Below are 26,412 nucleotides of genomic sequence, written 5' to 3' on the forward strand. Positions count from 1 at the left end.
TTGAACTTTTGCTTTGTCACAGGATGTCGCTACAGGGTCAGGAGTGTGGTGATCTGATCCTAATTTCGGCTAAAAGTTCGATTTATTCAACAAAGCCCTAATGACCCATTACCAGACCAGGAGAAAAAGAATAACAATGAAGACAAAATAGTTGTTACCGCCAAAACCCAGACACTTCAGGCGCCGGGCGTTTCAATTATCGATAGCCAAGCAATAAAAGAGCGCCCGATTCAACGTGATGTCTCAGAAATTATTCGTACCATGCCAGGCGTTAACCTTACAGGGAATTCTAACAGCGGCCAGAGGGGGAATAACCGCCAGATAGATATTCGCGGTATGGGGCCGGAAAATACCCTGATTATGGTTGACGGTATGCCGGTGACCAGCCGTAACTCCGTGCGCTACGGCTGGAGCGATGAACGCGATACCCGGGGTGACTCCAACTGGGTACCGCCGGAACTGATTGAGCGTATTGAAGTTATCCGTGGTCCGGCCGCCGCAGTGTACGGAAACGGTGCCATGGGTGGCGTGGTTAATATTATTACGAAAAAAGCCACTAAAGACTGGCACGGCAGCTTCAATACGTTTTTCAACCAGCCAGAACATAAATCTGAGGGCGCAACCCAACGCTATAACGCCAGTTTAATGGGTGCCCTGACGGATACACTCAGCCTGCGGATGTACGGCAACTGGAATAAAACCCAGGCCGACGCGCGGGATATTAATGAAAACCACACAATTCCCCGGATTGGGCCATACGCGGGATCTTATCCGGCTGGCCGTGAAGGCTTTATTAATAAAGATTTTAACTCCGTGTTACGCTGGGAATTTTTACCAAACCAGGCCCTTGAACTGAATGCTGGCTATAGTCGCCAGGGCAATCTGTACTCCGGTGATACGCAAAATACCAATAGCAATGCGCTGGTTAATAAATATTACGGTAAAGAAACTAACGTACTGTATCGCCAGACATTAAGCCTCAAATATACCGGGGCGTGGGATAACGGTGTCACCACCGATAACTATATTCAGTTTGAAAAAACCCGTAACCGGCGGCTTAACGAAGGACTATCCGGCGGTATTTCCGGGATATTTAGCCCCGCCAATGAAGGTTTCTCCACCATTACGCTCTATGATACCAATACCCATTCCGAGGTTAATATCCCGCTGAATTTATGGGTTAATCAAACCCTGACCCTCGGTGCGGAATTTAATCACCAGGCAATGAAGGACCCGGTATCAAATACCGAATCCACCAAAGCGAATGGCAGTATTAACGGGCTCACCGATGGCAAACGCAGCGAATACAGTTCGGCCGATATTTACGGCATTTTCGCTGAGGACAATATTGAGCTGACGGATAGCACCCAGCTGACACCCAGCATCCGTTTCAACCACCAGAGTTACACCGGCAGTAACTGGAGCCCCGGGCTGAACCTTTCCCAGGAGCTGGGGAATGATTTCACCCTGAAGCTGGGTATCGCACGCGCATGGAAAGCGCCCAACCTCTATCAAACCAACCCCAATTACCTGCTGATGAGTAAAGGCCAGGGCTGCTATAACGGCGAGCGCTGCTATTTACAGGGCAATCGGGATCTGAGTGCTGAAACCAGCGTCAATAAAGAGGTGGGGATTGAATATAACCATGATGACCTGCAGGCCGGTCTGACCTGGTATCGCAACGACTACCACAACAAAATTGAGAGCGGCTATAACATCGTCGGCCAGAGCACTCTCGGTGCCAATATCTACAAATGGGAAAATGTGCCCAAAGTCGTGGTGCAGGGGCTGGAGGGAACACTGAACTTCCCCATCACCGACGCGATAAAAATGAAAAATAACTTCACTTATATTATTGAGAATAAAAATAAAACAACCGGCGATTATTTATCCATCATTCCTAAATACACCATTAACTCAACCCTCGATTGGCAGGCGAGTAGTCAGCTTTCGGTACAGGGCACCCTGACCTGGTATGGCGCTCAAAAACCCAAAAAATATAACTACAAAGGCGAACGGACTTCGGGTACGGAAACCCGCCAGGTATCGCCTTATACCCTGGTCGGCGTCAGCGCGACGTACGACATAAATAAAAATATGTATATCACCTCTGGCATCAGCAACCTGTTCGATAAACGTCACTTCAGAGAGGGCAATGCTCAGAGCACTGGTAATGATAAAACCGGCGCTTATCTGTGGGGCGCAGGTGCCAACACCTACAACGAACCAGGACGCACGTACTACATGGATATCGGTTTACGGTTCTGACACCGGCAAACGTGGGCTGGTTCACAAAATCAGCCCGCCTTACGGCCACCAGTGTCATGACCACAAACCGACAGAAAACCGATCGCCGCCTCACGGCTCAGTGTGCGGCGTGAATTTTCAACATCATTATTCGTCAGGTGTAGAGGTATTTCCCATGCGAATTCTCTTTGTCGGACCGCCATTATATGGCTTGTTATACCCCGTCCTCTCTTTAGCCCAGGCATTTCGCGTTAACGGCCACGAAGTGGTGGTCGCCAGCACGGATAAATTTGCGCAAAAGGCCGCCCAGGCCGGTTTGGTCACCTTCGATGCCGCACCAGGTTTCGATTCTGAGGCCGACTATCGCCGGCGCGAAGCGCTACGTAAAAAGAATAATGCCGGGACCAAAATGGGGCATTTTTCATTCTTCAGTGACGAAATGGCTGATCGGCTGGTGGCGTTCACCGCCCAGTGGCACCCGGACCTGATTGTCTACCCACCGCTTGGGGTCATTGGCCCACTTTTGGCAGCAAAATTTGATATCCCCGTGGTAATGCAGTCGGTCGGATTCGCTCACAAACCCTGGCATATCAAAGGGGTGACGCGATCCCTTGCCGATGCCTACGCCCGCCACGGTGTTGTTGAACCGCCGCGTGATTTGGCCTGGATAGACGTAACGCCACCCAGTATGAGTATCCTGGAAAATGACGGTGAACCGGTTATCTCCATGCAGTACGTTCCCTACAACGGTGGCGCCGTCTGGCAAAGCTGGTGGGATCGCACGCCGGGGCGCCGGCGCCTGCTGGTCAGCCTTGGCACCCTGAAGCCGATGGTCGATGGCCTCGATCTTATCTCCTGGGTGATGGACTCCGCCGACGAGGTGGATGCCGAGATTATCCTCCATCTTTCGGACAATGCTCGCGACGATTTACATGACCTGCCGCCTAACGTCCGGCTAGTGGACTGGATCCCCATGGGCGTATTCCTCAACGGGGCGGATGGGTTTATTCATCACGGCGGCGCGGGCAATACCCTGACCGCGCTGCACGCCGGAATACCGCAAATCGTGTTTGGCCAGGGGGCGGATCGCCCGGTCAACGCCCAGGCCGTTGTCGATCGCGGCTGCGGGATCATTCCCGGCGAGCAAGGCTTAACCACCGGAATGATTAACGATTTTCTCAATACGCCTTCGTTTGGCGCTGCCGCGGCCGACGTCGCCGCCGAAATGGCCGCGCAGGATAGCCCGTCAACGGTTGCTTCGACTATCATCACCCAACTGACCCAAAAATACTCATGACTCTCCAGCCGCTTCGTTTTGTCCATCTGATTAGCCCGGGCCTCTGGCCCGGGAATACGCTCCCCGTCCTCACAGCTTACCGCAGGGAGGCATCCTGATGTCCGTGAAAAAAACGCCTTCCCCGTCGGCATCGTGGATGCTCCGCCTTGCCAGCGTATGCTGGGAGCGTAAAGCCTTAAGTCTCGTGGTGCTGCTGTCTTCAGTGGCCACGATTATTCTGGCGGCATTAGCGCCACTGCTGACCCGACAGGCGGTTAATGACGCGCTGGCGGGCTCTCCGGCAAAGCTACCGTGGTTTGCCGGCGGCCTGCTGCTCATTGGGCTGTTTGATTTTATCGGTAACTACCTGCGCCGCGGTTACGCCGGTGAACTGTCGCTGTGGGTTCAGCACACCCTGCGCCAGCGGGTTTTCGACAGCATCCAGAAGCTGGACGGCGCCGGGCAGGATGAACTGCGAACCGGGCAAGTTATCTCGCGGACCAATAGCGATCTGCAACAGATGCACACCCTGCTGCAAATGTGCCCGGTGCCGCTGGCCATTCTCACCTATTACGTGGTGGGCCTGGCCGTGATGCTGTGGATGTCGCCGCCGATGACACTTATTGTGGTCGCGGTGCTGGTTAGCCTCGCCGTGACCGGCCTTAAAGCCCGCCGACGCGTTTTTGCCCAGTCGGGAATGGCCACCGATCGGCTCGCGCAGTTAACCGAGCATATGCGCGAAGTGCTGCATCTGATTTCCATTGTTAAATCCTGCTCGGCGGAACTGCGCGAAGTAAAGTGGTTAGATAGCCAGTCGCGCCATATGATCCGTGTGCGGATCGGCGCGGCAGTCGCCCAGGCAATGCCCGGGGCGACGATGCTGGCGCTCCCGGTGCTCGGGCAGATAGTGCTCCTGTGCTTCGGTGGCTGGTCCGTAATGAACGGACGTATCGATTTGGGGACTTTTATTGCCTTTGCTGGCTTTCTCGCCATGTTGACCGGGCCTACCCGGGTGCTGGCCTCCTTTATTATCATCGCCCAGCGGACCCGGGCATCGGTAGAGCGGGTGTTCACGCTGATCGACACCCGCGCACAGATGCAGGATGGCACCCAGCCGATTGATGGCCGCATGGTGGGGCTGACACTGGAAAATGTCGGGTTCAGTTACAGTGGCAGCAGCACCCAGGTGCTGAACGATGTCTCCTTCTCGATTAACGCAGGCGAAACGCTGGCGGTAGTGGGGGCCTCCGGATCCGGTAAATCCACCCTGTTGATGCTGCTGGCACGGTTCTATGATCCCAGTACCGGCAGCCTGTGGCTAAACACCGGGCATGGACGCCAGGATATCCGCTCACTCAGGCTGAGCGAGCTGCGCCGTGCTGTGGGGGTGGTGTTTGAAGACGCGTTTCTGTTTGCCGGTACCGTTGCGGAAAATATCGCCTATGGCCACCCGGGTGCAACGGAAGAGGATATTCAGCGCGCCGCTGACGCCGCCGGGGCCACAGGGTTCATTAGCGCCCTGCCCGAGGGGTTCAAGACCCGTCTCACCGAACGTGGCACTAACCTTTCGGGCGGCCAGCGCCAGCGCATCACCCTGGCCCGGGCACTGCTTACCGCCCCTGAACTGCTGATTCTGGACGATACAACATCGGCTGTAGACGCGGGAACGGAAGCGGAAATTAATGCCGCCTTAAGCCAATATGCGGACCAGCAACATATGCTGCTGGTCATCGCCCGCCGCCGCGCAACACTGCAGCTGGCCAGTAAAATCGTGGTACTGGAAAAAGGGCGGGTTATCGATATCGGTACTCAGGAAGAGCTGGAGGAACGCTGCCCGGCGTTTCGCGCGCTGACAGCCGGCGGCGGGGATTTATTGCTGACGCCCGATGACCCCCTCGTGTCGCTGTGGCCAGCACAAACATCCCCGGCTCACGACAGCAAAGACGAGTCGCTGATGGCAAACCGGGGTATTACCCGGTGGATGAGCCATATTGCGGAAAACGCCGTGCGCATGGCGCTATCCGGTAAAGGCCAGCGGGTACAGTCACTGCTGGCACCGGTCGCCTGGATTTTTGCAGTCGCGACCTTACTTATCGCCATTGACTCCGCCGCCAGCGTCGGCGTACTCATCCTTTTACAGCGGGGTATCGATGCCGGCGTGGTGGCGGGGGATCTGTCAACCATCGGCTTGTGTGCCCTGCTTGCCCTGGGGCTGGTGATCATCAGCTGGTGCTGCTATTCAACCCAGACCGTGGTCGCCACCCTGGGCGCAGAGACCGTACAGCATACGGTGCGGCTGAGAAGTTTTGGGCACCTGCTGCGGCTCAACCTGCCCTACCACGAACAGAACGTGGACTCTCGTCTTACCCGGATGACGGTCGACGTGGATTCACTCGCGAAGTTCCTGCAAAACGGTCTGGCCAGCTCGGTCACCAGCTTAATCACCATGCTGGCGATTGCTATCACCATGTTCTGGTTCGATACAACGCTCGCGCTGGTGGCGCTAAGCGCCTTGCCGGTGGTCGTCCTGGCCACCTGGTTCTACCGCCGCTTGAGTTCACCGGCCTATGCCCAGGCGCGCATTGAGATTGGCAAAGTTAACAGTACATTGCAGGAAAAAGTGTCGGGGATGCGGGTCGTACAGTCCCACGGGCAACAGGATAAAGAGTCCGCGCGGCTCAGCGCCCTGTCGGATCGCTTCCGGGCGACACGGGTCCGGGCGCAGAAATACCTCGCCGTCTATATGCCTTTTCTGACCTTTTGCACCGAAGCATCTTACGCCCTGGTGCTGTTGGTCGGGGCCTGGCGTGTAGCTGAAGGCGAGATGACCGCCGGTGTGCTGGCGGCATTTCTGTTACTGCTGGGCCAATTTTATGGGCCGCTACAGCAGTTATCCGCGATGGTCGATGCCTACCAGCAAGCCTCGGCGAGCGGTATGCACATCAACCAACTGCTGGCCACTGAAGGCGCAGAAGAGGTCACGCCATCGCCGCCGGATGAGGTTATTCCCGTCAGGGGCGATATTACATTGCGGGATATTTCTTACCGCTACCCCGGGAGCGACAAGCTGGCGCTGGATAAACTCAATCTGACCCTCCAGGAAGGTGCGGTTATCGCCATCGTGGGGCCGAGCGGCGCAGGCAAATCTACCCTCATCAAGTTGATTGCCGGGCTTTACGTCCCCGCCAGCGGCGAAATCTACGCCGGGGATCAGCCTGTCGGGATGATGCCGCTGGCCGACTATCGCCCCCAGGTGGGGCTGGTGGAGCAGGATGTCGCGCTGTTTAGCGGCGATATCGCAGAAAACATCCGCTATTCGCGACCGGAAAGTAGTGATGAAGCGGTGGAAAACGCGGCGCGCCAGGTCGGGCTATTGCCTCTTATCCGCACCCTCCCCCAGGGGTTCCGCACGCCGGTCAACAACGGCGGCACCGGCTTATCCGCAGGCCAGCGTCAGCTTATTGCCCTCGCCCGCGCCCAGCTGGCGAATGCGCAGATATTGCTGCTGGATGAAGCCACCTCACGGCTGGATCGCACCTCAGAAGAGACGCTGATGGCCTCACTGATCGACGGGGCCCGAACCCGGGGGCATACTGCCGTGGTGGTTGCCCACCGGCTGACCACGGCCTGCCGCTGTGATGCGATAGCAGTACTGGATCGGGGGAATATTGCCGAGCTCGGCACCCATGAGGCGCTGCTGGCAGCGGGCGGAATTTACGCCCGCCTGTGGCATGACAGTGTGGGAGAGCCGCTGTTGGCATCGTCCTGACAATGACCCAACCGCGCCACGGCGCGGTGATACATAATACTAATTGGTGGAATGGCTAATGAATAATATCTCAGGCGTACCGGCTGACCAGGCCGCGCATCTTCTGCAACAGCTCAAGATGCCTGCCACCCTGGATATCGCGCAGTTCTGGCATGAGGCGGCCACAGCCAGCTTCCCGCTTATCACACCGGTAGCGAACGATAGCGATCTGCGGGAGGTTACCTTTCTGTGGCGCACAAAGGGCGCACCACAGGCGGTCTATCTGCATTTAAATCGCGTGACCGATAAAAATAACGTGGCGCAAGGCATGATGACCCCCCTGCCACTGCACGATATCTGGATACTGACCCTGCGGCTACCGGCCAGCTATTGCGGCTCTTATACCTTTACTGAAATTCCCGCGACCGCCTCCGCGGCGTCGATTTCTCTGCTGGGGACAAGGGACAGCGCCCTGCCCGGCCAGCCCGATCCGCTTAATACCTCGCCGCAGATGGCATCCAGAGACGATCTCCGCCACTCAGTTCTGGCGCTGGATCGCGCCCCCTCTCAGGCCGAGTGGGCCGATGCTCCCGATAGCTATCATGGGGTGCAGATAATCACCCGGCACGTTCTCGCAGGTAAAGAGCGCCTGGTGCGCCTCTACCTGCCCAATGTCCCGCCCAGTACGCCGCTGGGTTTGCTGGTGCAACCCGATGCTGAAAGATGGTTTGGTAGCCTCGGCCTGCCGCGCGCGATGGATAACGCCATTGCCAGCGGACGGATTACGCCGATGGCCGTGCTGGGAATTGACAACATAAACACCGCCGACCGCATTGAAACTCTCGGGGCGCGCAGTGAGCTGGTGCTGGATATCGCCGAACGGCTGGTGCCTGATATCAGGAAAACCCATGCGGATAGACAGTGGGCAGATCGCACACGCACGGTAATGGCCGGGCAAAGCCTCGGTGGCCTGACGGCACTGATGGCGGCCCGATATGCGCCGCACATCTTCGGCGGCGTTATTTCCCAGTCAGCGTCGATGTGGTCGGTGCCGGACAAAAGCCGCCGCCCGGCCGATTTCACCGTCGGGGAGCGTTCGTGGATCACCGAACATATCCTCGCCGCCCCGCCAAAAACCGTACGGGTGAGACTCAATATCGGCGCCCTGGAAGGCGCGATGGTGCCGCATACTGAGCGGTTACATCAACGCCTGCTTACCGCCGGTGTAGACAGTCAATTGGCCATCTATACCGGTGGCCATGATTATGCCTGGTGGCGCGGCGCCCTGCTGGACAGCCTGGCAACGCTTTAACCAGGATCTGCCCACGCCGGTAAAAAGCCCGCGATAATGCGGGCCTGACGGCGATGGCGATAACAAATGATACCTTTTATAAGGTTATTTATTTTTCTGAATAATAAAAAATAAAATAGCGCATTGTTCATATCGATATGTAATAGATTTACAGAGTATGTACACAGGCAATAAATTGTTACGCCACGCTATGGATTATCGTTCCTGTCGCTTGCTTAGATAAACAAATCGTACCCGCATCGCTGTTTTTATTCGATATTACTTGCTTTATTCGCCGTTAAATCCTTTTCATACAGGCGATAGCGTTTATAACTAATTGCCCCTATACGCGCTAAAATCTTACGCATACCGACGTTAGATTCCAATATCCACGACATCTCTAAGGCTTCAATTTTTCGTCTGGCGAAGGCAGCACGTAATGCTTCAATCAGCAATAACGCAATGACCGGGCCGGTACGGCTAAATTGATACTCTTCGCGGACGCCCATAAGCGGTACCCGGGTGGTATGTACGCCGCTGACTTTCAGGCGCCACAACAATTTTGCCCAGCCGAACGGCAACACTTTCCCATTAATATCCGCAATAGCTTCATTGATATTCGGCATACCGACAATAAACGCAATGGGATTACCGTCAACTTCAGCGATATATATCATATCGTCTGGTACGAGGAACTTTAGCTGATCCCCCATAATGGCAAATTCGTTTTCGGTAAACGGCACAAATCCCCAGTTATGTTGCCAGCCTGAGTTAAATATTTGCCGTAAAACCTGCATTTCCTCGTTGAATTTCTTACGATCTAAACGCCTGATAGTGACATTCTTACTCACCTGAGCCATAAGCCTGGTCAGTGAGGGAGAGAAGTGTACTTCATCAATGCGCATCCAGTAGGCCAGTAAATCGATGCCTTTCGAATAGCCTTGTTTTTCCATCGCCGCGGCGTAATAAGGCTTCCCGTGGGGCATCATTGTGGAAGGTGGCGTATCAAAACCCTCGATAAGCAATCCGCTTTCCTGATTGATATTCAGGCCGAAAGGCCCGGTAATTTTTAATGCTCCTTTTGATGTTAACCACGCCTCTGCCGCAGCAAATAAAGCACTAAAGACCTCAGGATCATCAATGGCATCAATCGTCCCAAAATGCCCGGTATCTGTGCCGTAACGTTCACGGTGCAAAATATCTATTTGTGCGGTTATTCGGCCTACGACTTTTCCCGCTTTCTTAGCAATCCATGCTTGCCATTCAATATGTTCTGTTGCTGGATTTTTCTCAGAAAAATGTTCTTTACGTTCAAGATATAACGGTTCGATCCAGCTAGAATCAGATTGATATAACGATGAAGTAAAAGCGAGGAAATCTTTCATTTCTTGTTTGCTTGTTACTTTTTCAACTTGAATCATAAAGACCTTAATTTTGAATAAAATAGCAGGACAACACTTATTGCTAAGCGTGTTTGTCTGGAGGGGTGGGCGCTTTCACCCAGGGCTCATTGGGTCATCATACTCTTTTTCTGACAACACCGATGAGGTATATCTGCTGTATCACGGTAATAGACATTTATTGCATATTGTACCTGTGACGCATTTCGAATAGATAACAGAGTGCAATGACAAACTTACCCTGGCGATGTTTCACTTATTAGACGGGAAATATTAATTTTAAGTCACATTAACCATCGCTTCGCTATTAGCGATAACACAAGTGATATCAGTCTATTTATAGTAGATACAGGCCAACCATGCGCTTTACTGCGCCTTTATAATAGCCCATAAAAAAAGCCCGCAGTCATGCGGGCTGGTGGATTTTTGTAACAACAGACGACATGACTTACATCGTCATTTGTTTTTCTTGATGTGCTTCATCAGGCGCTGACGTTTACGGATCTGGTTCGGTGTCAGGGTGTTACGTTTGTTAGCAAACGGGTTCTCCCCCTCTTTGAACTGAATACGGATCGGCGTCCCCATAACTTCCAGTGATTTACGGAAATAGTTCATCAGATAACGCTTATAAGAATCCGGCAGATCTTTAACCTGATTACCGTGAATCACCACGATCGGCGGGTTATAACCACCGGCATGGGCGTATTTCAGTTTCACACGGCGGCCACGCACCAGCGGCGGCTGATGGTCTTCTGTCGCCATGTTCATGATGCGGGTCAGCATCGCGGTGCTTACCCGGCGGGTCGCGCTGTCGTAGGCCTCGCGGATAGATTCAAACAGGTTACCCACACCGCTACCGTGCAGTGCAGAAATAAAGTGCACCCGGGCAAAATCAATAAAGCCAAGACGGTAATCGAGGGTTTCTTTCACCTGCTCTTTATCTTCCTGAGTCAGCCCGTCCCACTTGTTGACCACAATAACCAGTGAGCGGCCGCTATTGAGGATAAAGCCCAGCAGCGACAGGTCCTGATCGGAGATCCCTTCACGGGCATCGATAACCAGTAATACCACGTTGGCATCTTCGATAGCCTGTAGCGTTTTAATGACCGAGAATTTTTCCACCGTGTCGGTAATTTTGCCGCGTTTACGCACCCCGGCGGTGTCGATAAGTACGTACTCACGCTCATCGCGCTCCATCGGGATGTAGATACTGTCGCGGGTGGTGCCGGGCATATCGTAAACCACCACGCGATCTTCGCCGAGGATACGGTTAGTTAGTGTGGACTTACCTACGTTCGGCCGCCCGACAATTGCCAGCTTAATCGGCAGATCCTGGGGGTTAAATGTCTCGTCTTCCAGCGGCTCGCCTTCCGGGGTTTCGCCGTTTTCCGCCGCAACCTGTGCCCAGTATTCGGCGTCTTCATCCACCTCTTCCGGCGGGCTGGCTTCGTCCATCCACGGCATCAGCACGTGTTCAAGCAGCGAGGTCACCCCACGGCCATGGGAGGCCGCAATCGGGTGAATATCCCCCAGACCCAGCGACCAGAAATCGGACATCGCCTGGTCAGGATCAAGGCCGTCGGTTTTGTTCGCCACCAGGAAGGTGGGTTTTTCACGGGAACGCAGATGTTTTGCAATCGCGGTATCCGCCGGCATCAGGCCGGAACGGGCATCCACCATAAACAGCACCACATCAGCTTCTTCAATGGCCAGCAGCGACTGCTCTGCCATGCGGGTCTCCACCCCTTCTTCGGTACCGTCAATCCCGCCGGTATCGATACAGATAAACTCACGCCCTTCAACTTCCGCACGACCATATTTACGATCGCGAGTCAGCCCCGGGAAATCCGCCACCAGCGCATCACGGGTGCGAGTTAAACGGTTAAATAACGTGGACTTACCCACGTTCGGGCGCCCGACCAGCGCGATCACAGGTACCATGATAAAAGCCTCATAACTCAAAATTTAACGAATAAGTCGACGCAAAAACTTCGTGGCAATCTGCCCTGGTTGCATCGTTTTTTATAAACAACAAACGGCCCCTGATTAACAGGGGCCGTTTTTAATACTCACTGACAGGGCCAGTTAACGGCTGATTGAATACAGTGTACCGTCTTTTGCCTGAATCAACACCCGATCGCCCGCAATAGTCGGATCGGTCTGGAAACCAGAGCTATCGACTTTCTGCTGCGCGACAAAGCGCCCATCATCGGTGTTCATCCAGTGCATATAGCCTTCCGCATCGCCCACCACCAGATAACCGTTGAACAGTACCGGGGCAGTCAGATTACGGTGCAGTAATTTCTCCTGGGTCCACATGGTCACCCCACCGTCGGTGGTCAGTGACAATACGCGATCATTCTGATCAACCAGGAAGATACGACCCGCATCAACAATAAAGTTATTCACCGAGCCCAGTTCACGCTTCCACATGATCTGGCCAGAACGCAGATCCAGCGCCGTCAGGTTACCGTTATAAGCCAGTGCGTATACCACGCCGTTATCGACAATCGGGGTGGTGTCAACATCACTCAAACGATCGATTTCGGTGGGGCCGTTAGCCTGGGAGATACGCTGTTGCCAAATAATCTGACCTTGCTGCATCAGCACCGCGCTGACGCGGCCGTTATCGCCACCGACAATGGCTGCACCGTAGGCGGTGACCGGGGCGGATTCGCCACGCAGAGACAGAGACGGCATATCGAGGTTCGCGGTCCATTTAATAACACCGCTGGCCTCATCCAGGGCCTGTAACATGCCGTTGCTGGTATGTACCAGCACCAGACCATCGCTGACCACCGGGCGCGACACGGCTTCACCACCGACCGTGGTCTGCCAGGCAATATCGCCATTGGCAATATTCAGTGCATAAATCTGCGCTTTTTCACTGCCAACGTATACATGGCCACCGGAGACAGTTACCCCACCGGAGAGCAGCGCCGGTGCATTACGGTGAAAGAAGCCGCGATCTTCTGACAGGTCAACTTTCCAGATCTCTTTGCCATCGCTGGCGGTCATTGCTTTAACGGTACCGCGACGGTCTGCCGCATACACGTTGCCATCCTGCCATGCCGGATGCAGGTTGGAATAGAAATCACCCACACCGCTACCGACAGAGCTGCTCCACACGGTATTCGGCGTAAACTGGTTTTCTACCTCCGGTAACGGAGACATTTTTACTACGTCTTCTTCACCACTAAAGAGTGAACACCCACTGAGCAGCGTCAGAGAGATTAGCCCTGGCACAAGTAATTTACGCAATTGCATGAGTCCCTCTTAGCTGGACAAATTATTAATTTTCATCTGCATCATTTCACGCAGTGCCGGAGAGGCATCGCTGGCGACACCTTTACTCCACGCATCACGAGCACCTTGCTTATCGCCTTTGCTCAGTAATGCTTCACCGCGGATATCAGCAACAATAGCCGTCCAGCCTTCACCTTTCACGGTATCCAGCGTTTTCAGCGCGGCGTCAGCCTGTTTTTGCTGAATCTGAATGCGCGCCAGGCGCAGATTAATCAGCGACTGAAGCTGCTGGTCTTTGGCATCACCCACCCCTTTTTGCAGCTCAGCAACGGCTTTATCAAGCTGATTGCTGTCTACCAGGTGCTGGGCAACTTGCATCGCCGCCAGCGCACCATAGGTATTATTGGTGTCAGATGCAAATTTCTGTGCGGCGGCCAGGGTGTCAGGCTTATCAGACTGAATAGCCGTGGTGACCTGTTCATAGGCCAGAGAAGACTCCCGGGCCTGGTCGCTCTGATGACCATTCCAGTAACGCCATCCCACCAGCGCACCGATCCCTAATACCACCCCAACAACCAGGGCTTTACCGTTTTCGGCAAAAAAGCGTTTTACCGCATCAACCTGGTCATTTTCGTTTTCGTACATTTCCACGCAGTCCTTCTCCTTAACGAAATATTACCGGGGAAGTTATTAGCCCAGCAGCGCCTGCAGGTGTTCAGCAACCGCATCCTGTGCCACGGCTTGCTGTTCCCCGGAACGCAGATCCTTCACAACCACCTGGTGTTTTGCTACTTCATCTTCACCCAGTACCAGTGCAATATGCGCGCCCCATTTATCCGCACGGGCAAATTGTTTTTTGAAATTCCCGCCACCGTAGTTGGTCATCAGTTTGATGCCCGGTAACCGATCGCGGATCTGCTCTGCCAGTAGCATCGCGGCACACTGGGTACCCGCACCGGAGGAGATCAGGTATATATCGACAGCGGATTCTGGTTTTAATTCCGGATTAATTGCCTGTACCAGCAGCACCAGACGCTCCAGCCCCATCGCGAAACCGACCGCCGGTGTTGCCCGGCCACCCAGTTGCTCGACCAGGCCATCGTAACGGCCACCCGCACAGACCGTCCCCTGGGAACCCAGCGCACTGGTCACCCATTCGAAAACGGTGCGGTTATAGTAATCCAGGCCGCGCACCAGACGCTGATTAACGGTGTATTTGATACCCGCCGCATCCAGCAGCGCACACAGCCCGGCGAAGTGCTCGCGGGACGCGTCATCCAGGTAATCCCCCAGCGCCGGTGCATCATTTAGCAGCGCCTGGACATCCGGGTTTTTAGAGTCCAGCACCCGCAGCGGGTTGCTGTACATCCGGCGCTGGCAATCATCATCCAGCTTCTCTTTATGCTGTTCCAGGAATGCCACCAGGGCATCGCGGTAGTTGGCACGGGCTTCCAGGGAACCGATGGAGTTAAGCTCCAGATTAACATGCTCGCTGATCCCCAGCGCACGCCACCAGCGGGCGGTCAGCATAATTAATTCGGCGTCAATATCCGGCCCCTGAAGACCAAACACTTCCAGCCCCATCTGGTGGAACTGGCGGTAACGGCCTTTTTGCGGACGCTCGTGGCGGAACATCGGGCCGATGTACCACAGGCGCTGTTCCTGATTGTACAGCAGACCATGCTCAATACCGGCACGCACGCAGCCAGCAGTCCCTTCAGGACGCAAAGTCAGGCTGTCGCCGTTGCGGTCCTCAAAGGTATACATCTCTTTTTCCACAACATCGGTCACTTCACCGATGGCGCGTTTGAATAACGGGGTCTGCTCTACAATCGGCAGGCGAATTTCACTGTAGCCGTAGCTGCCGAGCACCTGTTTCAGGATGCCTTCAATACGCTGCCAGATTGCGGTTTCACCCGGCAGATAATCGTTCATGCCGCGGATGGCTTGAATATTCTTTGCCACGATTATTCTCTATTGTCTGATACAAAAAAATGAACCCGTCTGGCCAGTGCCTGACGGGTCCAGGCATATATGGGACCGAATAACCCCTGCTCACGGTATGATGCTGAGTGCCTGGCACCCGCACCATATCGGGATTGGCGTTATTTTTCCAGTTGTTGCACTGCAATACGCTGGTTTTCATCCAGCATGCTGGCTTTTGCCCGGATACGGGCCTCCAGTTGATCGATCATATCGTTATTATCGAGACGATCTTTACGTACGCCGTCTTCATACAGGCCGCTCTTCTTATTACCGCCGGTAACGCCAAGGGTTGAAACCAGCGCTTCACCCGGGCCATTCACCACACAGCCAATAATGGAGACGTCCATCGGCGTAATAATATCTTCCAGCCGCTGTTCGAGGGCGTTCACCGTACCGATGACGTCAAACTCCTGACGGGAACAGGTCGGGCAGGCAATAAAGTTGATCCCGCGGGCGCGAATACGCAGCGATTTAAGAATATCAAAACCAACTTTGATCTCTTCCACCGGGTCCGCCGCCAGCGATACGCGCAGCGTGTCGCCAATACCTTCCGATAACAACAGCCCCAGGCCAATGGCAGATTTCACTGCGCCACTGCGGGCCCCACCGGCTTCGGTGATCCCGAGGTGCAGCGGTTGATCAATGGCTTTGGCCAGCAGGCGATACGCTTCCACCGCCAGGAAAACATCCGACGCTTTGACACTGACTTTAAACTGGTCAAAGTTAAGCCGATCCAGATGATCCACGTGGCGCATAGCCGATTCCAGCAGTGCCTGCGGCGTCGGCTCCCCGTATTTTTCCTGGAGATCTTTCTCCAGCGAACCGGCATTCACGCCGATACGGATCGGGATATTTTTATCCCGGGCGCAATCCACCACCGTGCGAATACGTTCTTCGTTACCGATATTACCGGGATTGATACGCAGGCAGTCCACACCGTATTCAGCCACTTTCAGGGCGATACGGTAGTCAAAATGGATATCTGCCACCAGCGGCACATTCACCTGTTGTTTGATCAGGCGGAAGGCTTCGGCGGCATCCATGGTAGGAACAGAAACGCGTACAATGTCTGCCCCTACCCGCTCCAGTGCTTTGATCTGATTAACCGTCGCGTCCACATCCGTGGTACGGGTATTGGTCATAGACTGGACGGCGATAGGCGCGCCGTCCCCGATGGGCACATTCCCGACATAAATCCGTTTGGATTTCCGGCGTTGAATGGGCGCTTCGTTATGCATAACTACGTTCTCCAATAACCCGTTAATTACTGTGCCGCAGCCGGTTCAGCATTAACGGTCAGACGTGCAACCTGGTTAGTGCGGATAAAACGGCTCAGATCAACAGGTTTACCCTGGAACTGAACCTGTACTGCAGCAGGGGCACCGATTTTCAGTTTATACGGTGTCTGGCCAACCAGATTCAGGTTGCCACCTTTGTGCTGCAGGCCGCTGAACAGTTTTTTACCGGTCGCATCGCTCACTTCCAGCCAGCAATCTGCGTTGAAATTCATCACCAGCGCATTCGGATCCGTAGCACCTGGTGCCGCCGCACCCTGAGCAGGATCGGTCGGCAACTGGCCAGCAGTCGGTGCTGACGGTACCGCAGGCGTCGCCGGGGTAGCCGCAGTATCAACATTTGCCTGGCTCGGAGAAACCACTGCCGGTTGCTGATCCGCCGTCTGCGGTGCCGCAGGCTGGGTATCAGTCGGTGCCGGAACCGGTGCCGCGCTGCTGGTATCGGCTAACGGTGCTGAATTACCGTTATCCACCGGCGTAGCGGCGCTGCCGCTGGTATCCAGCGGTACCGACTGGCTATTACCGGCGTCGCTCAGTTCAGCAGAAGATTGATCCGCCATGGTGGAGATCTCTTCCTGCTGCGCTTTATGGTTCTGCCACCACCACGCCCCGGTCAGGCCGACAACCACAAAAAGCACCAGCCAGGTGATGCTCATCAGCCAGCCGTCACGCTTTTTACGCCGCTTACCCAGCGAAAAGCTCTGCATCGGCTGCACTTTGGCCGCTTTCAGGGGGGCCTGCTTGGCCATCATCGGCAGCAGTTCATCTTCCGGTACGTGCACCAGACGGGCATAAGAGCGGATATAGCCGCGCAAAAAGGTGGAAGCCAATTCGGCTGGCGCTTTGTCCTCTTCGATATCCCGGACGGTGGAAACCTTCAGGCATAAACGCTCAGCAACAACCTGCTGGCTAAGACCGAGTTTTTCGCGGGCCTGACGTAAACGTTCACCCGTGGTCTGTGCTGTATTCTGTTCTTGATTGGCTTCAGTATTCATTAGCTTACAACTGCTGGTACTGTGTGAATTTAGGAACCAGACACTGGTCGCCTGCCCGCAGAAGGAGGGTGGCCTGTGCCACGAATATATCTTGTACAGCAGAGTTTCCCCTGCATTTTCCACGCGACAGCGTCCTGCCTGATGCGGCACAGCTAACATATTGTTGCGCCGCCACATACTGCCTCAAAGTGCAAAAAAACGCACCGTAATTATTACCGTTCAGCCAGATTCCACAAGGCGAAAAGGCCGGTTAGCGACATAATCAGACCAGAAGCGCATCATCAGATGCGCTCCCCTGCCGGCCTTGTGCCTGAAATCAGACAGATTTCACCGCGATTTGCTCACCCTGCATCCGCTTACGCAGTGTCCGCTTCGTCCGGTCGATGACGTCACCCGCCAGCTGACCACAGGCCGCATCAATATCGTCCCCGCGGGTTTTACGCACAATGGTGGTAAACCCGTAGGTCATCAGGGTTTTGGAGAAGCGATCAATACGGCTGTTAGAGCTGCGCCCATAAGGTGCCCCCGGGAAGGGGTTCCACGGGATCAGGTTGATTTTGCACGGCGTATCTTTCAGGCACTCCGCCAGTTGATGCGCATGTTCAACCCCATCGTTAACGTGATCCAGCATCACATATTCAATGGTCACTCGGCCCTGGTTAGCATTGGATTTTTCCAGGTAACGACGGACCGCCGCGAGGAAGGTTTCAATGTTGTACTTACGGTTGATCGGCACGATTTCGTCACGGATTTCGTCGGTAGGCGCATGCAGAGAGATAGCCAGCGCCACATCAATCATGTCCCCGAGTTTATCCAGCGCCGGAACCACGCCGGAGGTCGACAGGGTAACCCGGCGTTTGGACAGCCCAAAGCCGAAATCGTCGAGCATAATTTCCATCGCCGGGACCACGTTGGTCAGGTTAAGCAGTGGCTCCCCCATCCCCATCATCACGACGTTCGTTATCGGGCGCTGCCCGGTCACTTTGGCAGCACCGACAATTTTTGCCGCGCGCCATACCTGGCCAATAATTTCGGATACCCGCAGGTTGCGGTTAAACCCCTGCTGTGCGGTAGAGCAGAATTTACACTCCAGGGCGCAACCCACCTGGGAAGACACACACAGGGTGGCGCGGTCGTCTTCCGGGATATAGACCGTCTCGACCCGCTGATCGCCAACGGCGATCGCCCATTTAATGGTGCCATCCGACGAGCGTTGCTCTTCCACCACTTCCGGCGCGCGGATTTCAGCCATCTCTTTCAGTCGGCCACGCAGCACCTTGTTGATGTCGGTCATTTCATCAAAATCATCACAGCAGTAGTGATAGATCCATTTCATGACCTGATCGGCACGGAAGGGTTTTTCCCCCATGGACTTGAAGAACTCGCGCATTTGCGGGCGGCTCAGATCCAGCAGGTTGATTTTTTCAGCTTTAGGCGAAACGGCAACAGGTGACGTCTCAGGGGTGACAATTTGCTCTGACATATTCGTTTCCGGCCTCGTTGTTACACGTTATGGCCCCAGGTAGGTTTAAGAAAAAAGAAGCGCCCCGTGAAGTATGGCATCAGGGGGCGCGACATTGTACAAATTATGCGGCACGTGCGCCATGCTCTGCGGTGAGCACGGCAAAATAAAATGTAAGTGCCGTTTACTGCTTCAGCGAATTAACGGGTGCGCGGGCACACTTCGCCTTCTGCGAAGAAGTACGCAATTTCACGGGCAGCAGAGTCAACAGAATCAGAACCGTGGGTGCCGTTTTCGGTGAAGCTGTCCGCGTAATCCGCGCGCAGCGTACCGGCCAGCGCATCTGCCGGGTTGGTCGCGCCGAGAATTTCGCGGTGACGGCGCACGGCATCTTCGCCTTCCAGGGCAGAGACCACAATCGGGCCAGAGGTCATAAAGGCAACCAGACCGTCAAAGAACGGTTTACCAGCGTGTTCAGCGTAGAAGCCCTGAGCCTGCTCAGCAGACAGGTGTACCATTTTGGTGGCAACGATTTTCAGGCCTGCGGTTTCGAAACGCGCAAAGATATTGCCAATAACGTTTTTTGCCACAGCGTTGGGCTTGATAATGGAGAAAGTACGCTCGATAGCCATGTTTACCTCTGTAATGTGTTTTATGGATTCCGGCTTTTCGGAATAACCTGGCGCGGATTATAAAGAGAGACGATGTTATTGACTATCGATCAAGATAACATTTCTTTAAAAAAATACGATAACAAGCAACATAAAGACTATACTGCTGTTTTCCCATCCCTGGTGCTGGCTATCGCCCGCGCGAATACCATAACAAACTCCCGGCGCTGGCCCAACGGCCCTTTTATTTCAATCGGTAAGTAAACCTATCCCCCGGATACCGGGCGGACGTGATCCAGGCCACTGAATGCCATGATTTGCGCCTTTTCCGCCCGCCAGTAACTTGAGAGTCCGGGGAAAAACGCCGACAATTATGCTATTGCTCATGACAAGGAACCCATCATGTCTACCACGTTCTTCGTTGCCGGTGACTGGCTGGCCGACCATATTGACGATCCGCATATTCAAATCCTCGATGCCCGTATGGCGCAACCCACCCAACATGACCGCGATATCAAGGCCGAATACCTTGCGGGCCACATTCCCGGAGCGCGTCTGTTTGATATTGAGGCCCTGTCAGATGGCACCTCGCCCCTGCCCCATATGATGCCGCGCCCGGAGAGCTTTGCCGTCGCCATGCGGGAACTGGGGATCGCCAGCCAGAAGCATCTGGTTATTTATGATGATGGTAATCTGTTTTCCGCCCCCCGGGCCTGGTGGATGCTGAAATGCGTCGGGGTGGAAAATGTCTCAATCCTCGCCGGGGGCATGGCGGACTGGCTGCGGGAAGATCTCGCGCTGGAAAGCGGTGAGCCGCAGCCCCTGGAAGGGGATTTTGAAGTGAAATTTACCCCTGGGGCTATCCGCCGCCTGCCGGAGGTGCTGGTCGCCAGCCACGAAGGCAGTGTCCAGTTAGTGGATGCCCGCCCGGCGGCGCGCTTTAACGCCGAAGCCGATGAGCCCCGCCCCGGATTGCGCCGTGGTCATATTCCCGGGGCCCGTAATGTGCCGTGGACTGAACTGGTGGAGAACGGCCAGTTAAAAACCACCGACGATCTGACGTTTATCTTCTCCAGCCACGGTGTGCGTCTAAACCAGCCGATTATCGTCAGCTGTGGATCTGGCGTGACTGCCGCCGTACTGGCGCTGGCGCTGGCCACCATCGGTATTGATGATGTGGCGCTTTATGACGGTTCCTGGAGTGAATGGGGGGCCCGGGACGATTTGCCCATCGAACCCCGCCCCTGAGCGGTGGTACTGTCTGGCCGGAAGCGGCCAGACAGGCGCTACAGAATACGTCCGGTTTTATAATCCCGCAAAAAACTGCCCCAGCGGCGCTCATAAAACGGCGTCAGATGAGCCTGCATAAAATGGCTGATCCCCGGCTCACCTTCAACGATTTCGCAGATATCCACCGGCGCATCCCCGGGTAACACGTCGGTTGCCACACTCCCGGTAGCCTGAATCACCGCCTCAGCGTCGCCGGCTATTTCAAGCCCGATCAGCAAATTCGCCTCGCTATCTTGCGGGGCTTTCACCCTTGATAACCACGCGCGTTTCACGGTCTTGAGAGAGGTAAACAGCACCGTCAGTGAATCCACCAGCGCGGCGGGGGGCTCAGTGACTTCTGACAGCAGCAGTTCGCTCTGCCCTTCCATAACCGACTGCTGGCTCAGCGGATCCCCGGTGTTCCCCAGCAAATGGCGGATTTCGCTGGGGGTGAACTCTTTGCCCACCGGCAGCCTGGCATTGAGGAACAGCGTCTCACCGGCGGTGATATCAAACAGCGTGGTGGCCGGCATCATCACCCAGGATTGTTCACCGCTGGCCGCCTGGGCCAGCGCCTGCTGAGAGCTGAAAAAAGGGATAACATCACTGCCGTTATCCCGCTCCCAGTGCTCCAGCTCAAGGCTGTGCGGATCATCCCCGTCCTGGCGCCCGGGTACCCAGACAGTGGCGCCGAGTAACGCACGGAAAAATGCCGGCCGGTGGGCGGGTTCTGTGGCGGCCTGCGCCAGCAGATCGTCAAGGGTTAGTTGCTTGTCTGACATGGTTGTTCCTGAAAATACGCCATACGGTATATCAATCGGAGCGCCCCCTGACACTGAGCCAGAGGGCGATACTGCCTTTGCCCAGTGCGCCGCTTAGCGGGTGAGCAGATTGGCCAGGGTGCGTACCCCCAGCCCGGTGGCCCCGGCAGACCACTGTTCTACCGCCCCTTTGCGGTAGGTGGCAGAGCAGTCGATATGCAGCCAGCCCTGGCGGTAATTTTCCACAAAGTGGGACAGGAAACCGGCGGCAGTGCTGGCCCCCGCAGGGAATGACGCATTAGACGTATTGTTCAGCTCCGCAAAGTTGGACGGCAACTGGTGGCGGTGGAACTCTGCCAGCGGCAAACGCCAGAACGGCTCATTTTCCGCACTGGCGCTTTCCAGTAAGCGGCCCGCCAGCGCATCATCAAAGCTGAACAGCGCGTGGTAATCGTTACCCAACGCGGTTTTGGCGGCACCGGTCAGGGTGGCGCAGTCGATCAGCAGTTCCGGGTGCTGGGCAGAGGCATCGATAAGCCCGTCCGCCAGGACCAGGCGGCCTTCGGCGTCGGTATTCATCACTTCGACATTTTTACCGTTACGGTAGCGGATAATATCCCCCAGTTTAAAGGCATTGCCGCTCACCAGGTTGTCCGCACAGCACAGGTACAGTTTGACCCGTTTGTTCAGCCCGCGGGTAATGGCAAATGCCAGCGCGCCGGTCACCAGCGCAGCGCCGCCCATGTCGGACTTCATCGAGTCCATAAACGCGCTTTGTTTCAGGCTGTAGCCGCCGGAATCAAACGTAATCCCTTTGCCTACCAGGCAGGCGAAAACCGGGGCCTGCGGGTTGCCGGTGGGGTTGTAATCCAGGGCCAGCAATACCGGCGAACGATCCGATCCGCGCCCTACCGTATGGAGGCCCATATAGTTTTGCTCGCGCAGATCTTCACCTTTAGTGATCCGGTAGCTGACGTGCTCGCCGCCCGCACTGCAGAGCAGGTCCACCGCGCGCTGGGCCAGTTGCTCCGGCCCGAGCTCCTCAGCCGGGGCGTTGATCACATCACGCACCCAGTCAATGATGGTCAGGCGGTTATCCAGCTCCTGCTGCTGTGCATCATCCAGCGCCGCCCACTCAACGCGGCGGCTGCCTTTTGGCCCGCGATAGCCCTGCCAGAAGGCCCAGCTTTTATCGACATCCCAGCCTTCCCCGGCCAGTTGAACGTGTTTCAGCCCCTGGCCATCCAGCTTACGCCCGGCGCGCTGGATAAGCCCCAGGTCATCGTTGCCGGTCAGGTGCAGGGTCACACCGTCATTATTAATGCTGTAAATCGCTTTCTCTCCCCAGCGGGCATCGGCAGGCTCGGTGCTGAGGGTAATTTTCATCGCGTCGGTTGTCATTGTTGTTTCCTTATCGTCACCGTGACAGATGAGACAAAAAGGCTGCCCGCAGGCAGCCTTTTCCGTTAGTCAGCTTCATCAAGCCATACCAGAAGAATGGCTTCAAGAATTTTCTCGTTAGAGGCGTTCGGATCGTCGTCAAATTCTTCCAGTTCACAGATCCACTGGTGCATATCTGTGAAGCGTACTGATTTTGGATCGGTATCCGGGTACGCATCGTAAAGCGCTTCGCCGATGTCGCGGCTGTCGGTCCATTTTAGTCCCATGATTCCTCCGCATTGACGCGCGCGGCTTAATGCTCCCGCGCGTGGTTAATGGTGTAACGCGGGATCTCAACCACCAGATCCTCATCGGCGACTTTGGCCTGACAGCTTAAACGGCTGTCCGGCTCCAGGCCCCAGGCCTTATCCAGCATGTCGTCTTCGTCTTCGCTGCTTTCCGCCAGGGAGTCAAACCCCTCACGGACGATGCAGTGGCATGTGGTGCAGGCACAGGATTTTTCACAGGCGTGTTCGATTTCAATACCGTTGCGCAAGGCAACATCGAGGATCGTTTCGCCAGTCTCAGCTTCCAGAACAGCACCATCCGGGCACAGGCCCTGATGAGGCAAAAATACAATCTTAGGCATAATAAATTAAACCTCGTCCACAGATTGCCCTTTCAGCGCCTGACGGATTGAGTTATCCATGCGGCGTGCGGCAAATTCCTGGGTTTGTTTGTCTACGTTTTTAATGGCTTGCTTAATAGATTCGATATCACTACCGTGCATTACCGCGCGCAGCTCAAGCATCACGGTGTCTACGGCCGCCCGCTCTTCGGCGCTCAGCAGCCCGCCATCGATGGCGAGGGCATTTTCCAGGCTTTCCATTACCCGGGCAGCCTCAACCTGCTGCTCCGCTAACATCCGGGCCTGAACGTCGTCGTCCGCAAAGGTCATCGACGCCTGGATCATCGCGGCGATCTCCCCTTCGGTAAGACCGTAAGACGGTTTCACCTGAATAGACGCCTCCACGCCGGAGGATTTCTCCATGGCGCTGACACTCAGTAAACCATCAGCATCCACCTGGAAGGTTACCCGAATATGCGCTCCGCCGGCAGGCATCGGTGGAATGCCGCGCAATACAAAGCGTGCCAGGGAACGGCAATCCTGCACCAGTTCGCGCTCACCCTGCATCACGTGGATGGCCATCGCGGTCTGGCCGTCTTTAAAGGTGGTAAAGTCCTGGGCGCGGGCCACCGGAATGGTGGTATTACGCGGGATAACCTTCTCAACCAGGCCACCCATGGTTTCCAGCCCCAGGGATAGCGGCAGCACATCCAGCAGCAGCATTTCGCTGTCCGGTTTGTTGCCCACCAGAATATCCGCCTGAACAGCCGCGCCAATGGCCACGACTTTGTCCGGGTCGATGGAGGTCAGCGGGGTGCGGCCAAAAAATTCCCCCACCCGTTCGCGCACCACCGGCACCCGGGTAGAGCCGCCCACCATCACTACTTCCAGCACCTCGCTGGCATCCACGCCGGCATCTTTCAGGGCCCGGCGGCAAGACAGCAGTGTGCGTTTGACCAGTGGTGCAATCAGCGTCGTAAACTGGTCACGGGTGACGGTTCCCTGCCAGCCCGCAACGTTAATTGCCGCTTCATCGCTGTCGCTAAGGGCGATTTTGGTGGCGATGGCGGTGTCCAGTAACTGGCGCTGCAGGCGATTGTCGTCGCGATCGCTGATCCCGGCCTGCTCGCGGATCCACTCCGCCAGAAGATGGTCGAAATCATCCCCGCCAAGGGCAGAGTCCCCGCCGGTGGCCAGCACTTCAAAAATACCCCGGCTCAGGCGCAGCACCGAAATATCAAACGTGCCCCCGCCAAGATCGTAAACCGCAATAACTCCTTCCTGGCCAGAGTCCAGCCCGTAAGCAATGGCCGCGGCGGTGGGTTCGTTAAGCAGGCGCAAAACGTGCAGGCCCGCCAGACGAGCGGCGTCTTTGGTCCCCTGACGCTGGGCATCATCAAAATAGGCCGGGACGGTAATCACCACACCGTCCAGCTCGCCGCCCAGACTCTCCCGGGCGCGACCGGCCAGCGTTTGCAAAATATCGGCGGAAATGCGCACCGGGTTGAGCACACCGGCGGGGGTGTTGATCATCGGCAGGCCATTTTCACTGGCCTGGAATTGGTAAGGTAAGTGTGGATAACGGGCCTGGATATCGGCCAGGGAGCGGCCCATCAGGCGTTTTACGGAGCTGATGGTATTCGCCGGATCGCCAGCGGCTAAAGCACGCGCTTCCCAGCCGGTTATCCGGCCATCAGCATGGTAGTTCACGACCGAGGGCAGCAGGTGACGCCCCTCATGGTCCGCCAGGGTTTCGGCTTTGCCGCTGCGGACAGTGGCCACCAGAGAGTTGGTGGTACCCAGATCGATACCCGCAGCCAGCTTACGCTGGTGCGGCGCCGCGCTGAGGCCCGGTTCGCTAATTTGTAATAAGGCCATGGTTTGCTTCCAGAATCAAAAATCGAGCAGTTTTTCTTCGAGTTGTTCTATTTGACTGCGCAGTTTATCGAGAAAACGTAATTTACGTACCGTGTCGGCGGCCTGTTCCCACTGCTGGGCGTCCAGCTCACTCACCATCGTCTGGCTGCGGGATGCCAGCATGCCGTCAACACGCCCGGAGAATGACGCCAGGCGCGATTCATCGCGCTGCTGTTCAATATCATCCAGCTCTTCGCGTAATTCCAGCTGTTCCATCAAAAAGGCCGTGTCGCGTACAGTGTGCTGTTCAGAAGACAAGTCAAAGCCGTGTAATGACAGCAGATATTCGGCCCGGGAAAGCGGATGGCGCAGCGTTTGCCAGCCCTGATTGATGGTGGCAGATTGTTGTACCGCGGCCAGTTGCTCAGCCTGCGGGCGGTTGGCGTATTTATCCGGATGGAACTGGCGCTGCAGGTCCTGATAACGGGCCGCAAGTTGGTTGGCGTCAAGCTGGTAGCTCTCCGGCAGCCCAAAGAGGGTGAAGTAATCCATAACAGTCCCGTGGTTAGCAAATATAAAGGAAAACCCCACGCGGACACGTGGCCGGTGGGGTTTTTATACGGACAGCATTAGACGTTGAAGCTTTCGCCGCAGCCGCACTCATCTTTTACGTTAGGGTTGGTAAATTTAAACCCTTCGTTAAGGCCTTCTTTTACGAAGTCCAGCTGAGTGCCGTCCAGGAAGCGCAGGCTTTTGCCGTCGATAACCACTTTGACGCCTTTATCTTCGAAGACCGTGTCATCAGCAGCAGGCTCGTCAACAAACTCCAGCACGTACGCCATACCGGAACACCCGGATGTACGCACACCAAGGCGCAGACCAAAACCTTTACCCCGGTTTTCCAGGAAGGTACTTACACGCGCGGCAGCACTGTCGCTAAGGGTAATCGACATACAACAA

General features: G+C 55.5%; 21 protein-coding genes and 2 pseudogenes. 7 read left to right on the forward strand and 16 right to left on the reverse strand.

Annotation, left to right across the window (positions count from 1 at the left end; genetic code table 11):
- The first annotated feature begins 84 nt into the window (after positions 1 to 84).
- From F9C28_RS12100 to F9C28_RS12115, 5 genes and pseudogenes are all read left to right on the forward strand, one after another.
- On the forward strand, positions 85 to 2,268 hold the full coding sequence (locus F9C28_RS12100) for a TonB-dependent siderophore receptor (protein ID WP_199015667.1): 2,184 nt from the start codon (positions 85 to 87) through the stop codon (positions 2,266 to 2,268).
- A gap of 154 nt (positions 2,269 to 2,422) precedes the next feature.
- On the forward strand, positions 2,423 to 3,544 hold the full coding sequence (locus tag F9C28_RS12105; protein WP_199015623.1) for a glycosyltransferase: 1,122 nt from the start codon (positions 2,423 to 2,425) through the stop codon (positions 3,542 to 3,544).
- 97 nt (positions 3,545 to 3,641) lie between these two features.
- A pseudogene (locus tag F9C28_RS20550) lies at positions 3,642 to 5,400 on the forward strand (ABC transporter ATP-binding protein); the annotation flags it as partial.
- Positions 5,401 to 5,519: 119 nt separating this feature from the next.
- Positions 5,520 to 7,292: pseudogene (locus tag F9C28_RS12110) on the forward strand (ABC transporter ATP-binding protein); the annotation flags it as partial.
- Between the two features lie 58 nt (positions 7,293 to 7,350).
- Positions 7,351 to 8,583, forward strand: a complete 1,233-nt coding sequence (locus tag F9C28_RS12115) for an alpha/beta hydrolase-fold protein (protein ID WP_199015625.1) — start codon at positions 7,351 to 7,353, stop codon at positions 8,581 to 8,583.
- 248 nt (positions 8,584 to 8,831) lie between these two features.
- Here F9C28_RS12115 and F9C28_RS12120 read toward each other — a convergent pair whose 3' ends face one another.
- The 9 genes from F9C28_RS12120 to ndk form a co-directional block, all read right to left on the reverse strand.
- The gene (locus F9C28_RS12120) at positions 8,832 to 9,983 is read right to left on the reverse strand and encodes an N-acetyltransferase (RefSeq protein ID WP_199015626.1); all 1,152 of its coding nucleotides are present in this window, start codon (positions 9,981 to 9,983) and stop codon (positions 8,832 to 8,834) included.
- Between the two features lie 435 nt (positions 9,984 to 10,418).
- Positions 10,419 to 11,903: a ribosome biogenesis GTPase Der gene (gene der, locus F9C28_RS12125; protein WP_199015627.1), complete on the reverse strand. Its 1,485-nt coding sequence runs from the start codon at positions 11,901 to 11,903 to the stop codon at positions 10,419 to 10,421.
- 144 nt (positions 11,904 to 12,047) lie between these two features.
- A complete protein-coding gene (gene bamB / locus F9C28_RS12130) occupies positions 12,048 to 13,229 on the reverse strand; it encodes an outer membrane protein assembly factor BamB (RefSeq protein WP_199015628.1) in 1,182 nt (393 codons plus the stop codon).
- A 9-nt stretch (positions 13,230 to 13,238) separates the two neighbouring features.
- Positions 13,239 to 13,859, reverse strand: a complete 621-nt coding sequence (locus F9C28_RS12135) for a YfgM family protein (protein ID WP_199015629.1) — start codon at positions 13,857 to 13,859, stop codon at positions 13,239 to 13,241.
- 39 nt (positions 13,860 to 13,898) lie between these two features.
- Positions 13,899 to 15,173, reverse strand: coding sequence for a histidine--tRNA ligase (gene hisS / locus F9C28_RS12140; protein ID WP_199015630.1), 1,275 nt, complete (start codon positions 15,171 to 15,173; stop codon positions 13,899 to 13,901).
- A 140-nt stretch (positions 15,174 to 15,313) separates the two neighbouring features.
- Entirely contained in the window at positions 15,314 to 16,432 is a 1,119-nt protein-coding gene (gene ispG / locus F9C28_RS12145) for a flavodoxin-dependent (E)-4-hydroxy-3-methylbut-2-enyl-diphosphate synthase (RefSeq protein WP_199015631.1), read from the reverse strand.
- A 26-nt stretch (positions 16,433 to 16,458) separates the two neighbouring features.
- The gene (gene rodZ / locus F9C28_RS12150) at positions 16,459 to 17,484 is read right to left on the reverse strand and encodes a cytoskeleton protein RodZ (protein WP_199015632.1); all 1,026 of its coding nucleotides are present in this window, start codon (positions 17,482 to 17,484) and stop codon (positions 16,459 to 16,461) included.
- Positions 17,485 to 17,800: 316 nt separating this feature from the next.
- A complete protein-coding gene (locus F9C28_RS12155) occupies positions 17,801 to 18,967 on the reverse strand; it encodes a bifunctional tRNA (adenosine(37)-C2)-methyltransferase TrmG/ribosomal RNA large subunit methyltransferase RlmN (RefSeq protein ID WP_199015633.1) in 1,167 nt (388 codons plus the stop codon).
- 179 nt (positions 18,968 to 19,146) lie between these two features.
- Positions 19,147 to 19,578 (reverse strand): nucleoside-diphosphate kinase, encoded by a 432-nt coding sequence (gene ndk, locus F9C28_RS12160; protein WP_199015634.1) that lies wholly within the window; start codon positions 19,576 to 19,578, stop codon positions 19,147 to 19,149.
- Between the two features lie 72 nt (positions 19,579 to 19,650).
- On the opposite strand from ndk, the gene F9C28_RS12165 reads away from it, so the two are divergent.
- Both F9C28_RS12165 and sseA read left to right on the forward strand, forming a co-directional pair.
- On the forward strand, positions 19,651 to 19,821 hold the full coding sequence (locus F9C28_RS12165) for a hypothetical protein (RefSeq protein ID WP_199015635.1): 171 nt from the start codon (positions 19,651 to 19,653) through the stop codon (positions 19,819 to 19,821).
- A 138-nt stretch (positions 19,822 to 19,959) separates the two neighbouring features.
- Positions 19,960 to 20,805 (forward strand): 3-mercaptopyruvate sulfurtransferase, encoded by an 846-nt coding sequence (sseA, locus tag F9C28_RS12170; RefSeq protein ID WP_199015636.1) that lies wholly within the window; start codon positions 19,960 to 19,962, stop codon positions 20,803 to 20,805.
- Positions 20,806 to 20,843: 38 nt separating this feature from the next.
- Here sseA and sseB read toward each other — a convergent pair whose 3' ends face one another.
- The 7 genes from sseB to iscA form a co-directional block, all read right to left on the reverse strand.
- The gene (gene sseB, locus F9C28_RS12175; RefSeq protein WP_199015637.1) at positions 20,844 to 21,608 is read right to left on the reverse strand and encodes an enhanced serine sensitivity protein SseB; all 765 of its coding nucleotides are present in this window, start codon (positions 21,606 to 21,608) and stop codon (positions 20,844 to 20,846) included.
- Between the two features lie 93 nt (positions 21,609 to 21,701).
- Entirely contained in the window at positions 21,702 to 22,988 is a 1,287-nt protein-coding gene (pepB, locus tag F9C28_RS12180) for an aminopeptidase PepB (protein WP_199015638.1), read from the reverse strand.
- Positions 22,989 to 23,053: 65 nt separating this feature from the next.
- Entirely contained in the window at positions 23,054 to 23,254 is a 201-nt protein-coding gene (iscX, locus tag F9C28_RS12185) for a Fe-S cluster assembly protein IscX (RefSeq protein ID WP_199015639.1), read from the reverse strand.
- Positions 23,255 to 23,280: 26 nt separating this feature from the next.
- Complete coding sequence (fdx, locus tag F9C28_RS12190) at positions 23,281 to 23,616, reverse strand: ISC system 2Fe-2S type ferredoxin (RefSeq protein WP_199015640.1); 336 nt, start codon at positions 23,614 to 23,616, stop codon at positions 23,281 to 23,283.
- A gap of 6 nt (positions 23,617 to 23,622) precedes the next feature.
- Positions 23,623 to 25,473, reverse strand: coding sequence for a Fe-S protein assembly chaperone HscA (gene hscA / locus F9C28_RS12195; protein WP_199015641.1), 1,851 nt, complete (start codon positions 25,471 to 25,473; stop codon positions 23,623 to 23,625).
- A 15-nt stretch (positions 25,474 to 25,488) separates the two neighbouring features.
- On the reverse strand, positions 25,489 to 26,004 hold the full coding sequence (gene hscB, locus F9C28_RS12200; RefSeq protein ID WP_199015642.1) for a co-chaperone HscB: 516 nt from the start codon (positions 26,002 to 26,004) through the stop codon (positions 25,489 to 25,491).
- 77 nt (positions 26,005 to 26,081) lie between these two features.
- Positions 26,082 to 26,405, reverse strand: coding sequence for an iron-sulfur cluster assembly protein IscA (iscA, locus tag F9C28_RS12205; RefSeq protein ID WP_199015643.1), 324 nt, complete (start codon positions 26,403 to 26,405; stop codon positions 26,082 to 26,084).
- Positions 26,406 to 26,412 lie beyond the last annotated feature (7 nt).

The sequence above is a fragment of the Shimwellia pseudoproteus genome (genome assembly GCF_016415625.1).
In the GTDB taxonomy this organism is placed as follows: domain Bacteria; phylum Pseudomonadota; class Gammaproteobacteria; order Enterobacterales; family Enterobacteriaceae; genus Shimwellia; species Shimwellia pseudoproteus.

What these genes read in the sequence shown, in the direction of transcription:
- F9C28_RS12105 (WP_199015623.1), top strand. Translation starts at nt 2,423, where the DNA reads ATGCGAATTCTCTTTGTCGGACCGCCATTATATGGCTTGTTATACCCC.
- F9C28_RS12115 (WP_199015625.1), top strand. Translation starts at nt 7,351, where the DNA reads ATGAATAATATCTCAGGCGTACCGGCTGACCAGGCCGCGCATCTTCTG.
- F9C28_RS12120 (WP_199015626.1), bottom strand. Translation starts at nt 9,983, where the DNA reads ATGATTCAAGTTGAAAAAGTAACAAGCAAACAAGAAATGAAAGATTTC.
- der (WP_199015627.1), bottom strand. Translation starts at nt 11,903, where the DNA reads ATGGTACCTGTGATCGCGCTGGTCGGGCGCCCGAACGTGGGTAAGTCC.
- bamB (WP_199015628.1), bottom strand. Translation starts at nt 13,229, where the DNA reads ATGCAATTGCGTAAATTACTTGTGCCAGGGCTAATCTCTCTGACGCTG.
- ispG (WP_199015631.1), bottom strand. Translation starts at nt 16,432, where the DNA reads ATGCATAACGAAGCGCCCATTCAACGCCGGAAATCCAAACGGATTTAT.
- rodZ (WP_199015632.1), bottom strand. Translation starts at nt 17,484, where the DNA reads ATGAATACTGAAGCCAATCAAGAACAGAATACAGCACAGACCACGGGT.
- F9C28_RS12155 (WP_199015633.1), bottom strand. Translation starts at nt 18,967, where the DNA reads ATGTCAGAGCAAATTGTCACCCCTGAGACGTCACCTGTTGCCGTTTCG.
- ndk (WP_199015634.1), bottom strand. Translation starts at nt 19,578, where the DNA reads ATGGCTATCGAGCGTACTTTCTCCATTATCAAGCCCAACGCTGTGGCA.
- F9C28_RS12165 (WP_199015635.1), top strand. Translation starts at nt 19,651, where the DNA reads ATGTTATTGACTATCGATCAAGATAACATTTCTTTAAAAAAATACGAT.
- sseA (WP_199015636.1), top strand. Translation starts at nt 19,960, where the DNA reads ATGTCTACCACGTTCTTCGTTGCCGGTGACTGGCTGGCCGACCATATT.
- sseB (WP_199015637.1), bottom strand. Translation starts at nt 21,608, where the DNA reads ATGTCAGACAAGCAACTAACCCTTGACGATCTGCTGGCGCAGGCCGCC.
- pepB (WP_199015638.1), bottom strand. Translation starts at nt 22,988, where the DNA reads ATGACAACCGACGCGATGAAAATTACCCTCAGCACCGAGCCTGCCGAT.
- iscX (WP_199015639.1), bottom strand. Translation starts at nt 23,254, where the DNA reads ATGGGACTAAAATGGACCGACAGCCGCGACATCGGCGAAGCGCTTTAC.
- fdx (WP_199015640.1), bottom strand. Translation starts at nt 23,616, where the DNA reads ATGCCTAAGATTGTATTTTTGCCTCATCAGGGCCTGTGCCCGGATGGT.
- hscA (WP_199015641.1), bottom strand. Translation starts at nt 25,473, where the DNA reads ATGGCCTTATTACAAATTAGCGAACCGGGCCTCAGCGCGGCGCCGCAC.
- hscB (WP_199015642.1), bottom strand. Translation starts at nt 26,004, where the DNA reads ATGGATTACTTCACCCTCTTTGGGCTGCCGGAGAGCTACCAGCTTGAC.
- iscA (WP_199015643.1), bottom strand. Translation starts at nt 26,405, where the DNA reads ATGTCGATTACCCTTAGCGACAGTGCTGCCGCGCGTGTAAGTACCTTC.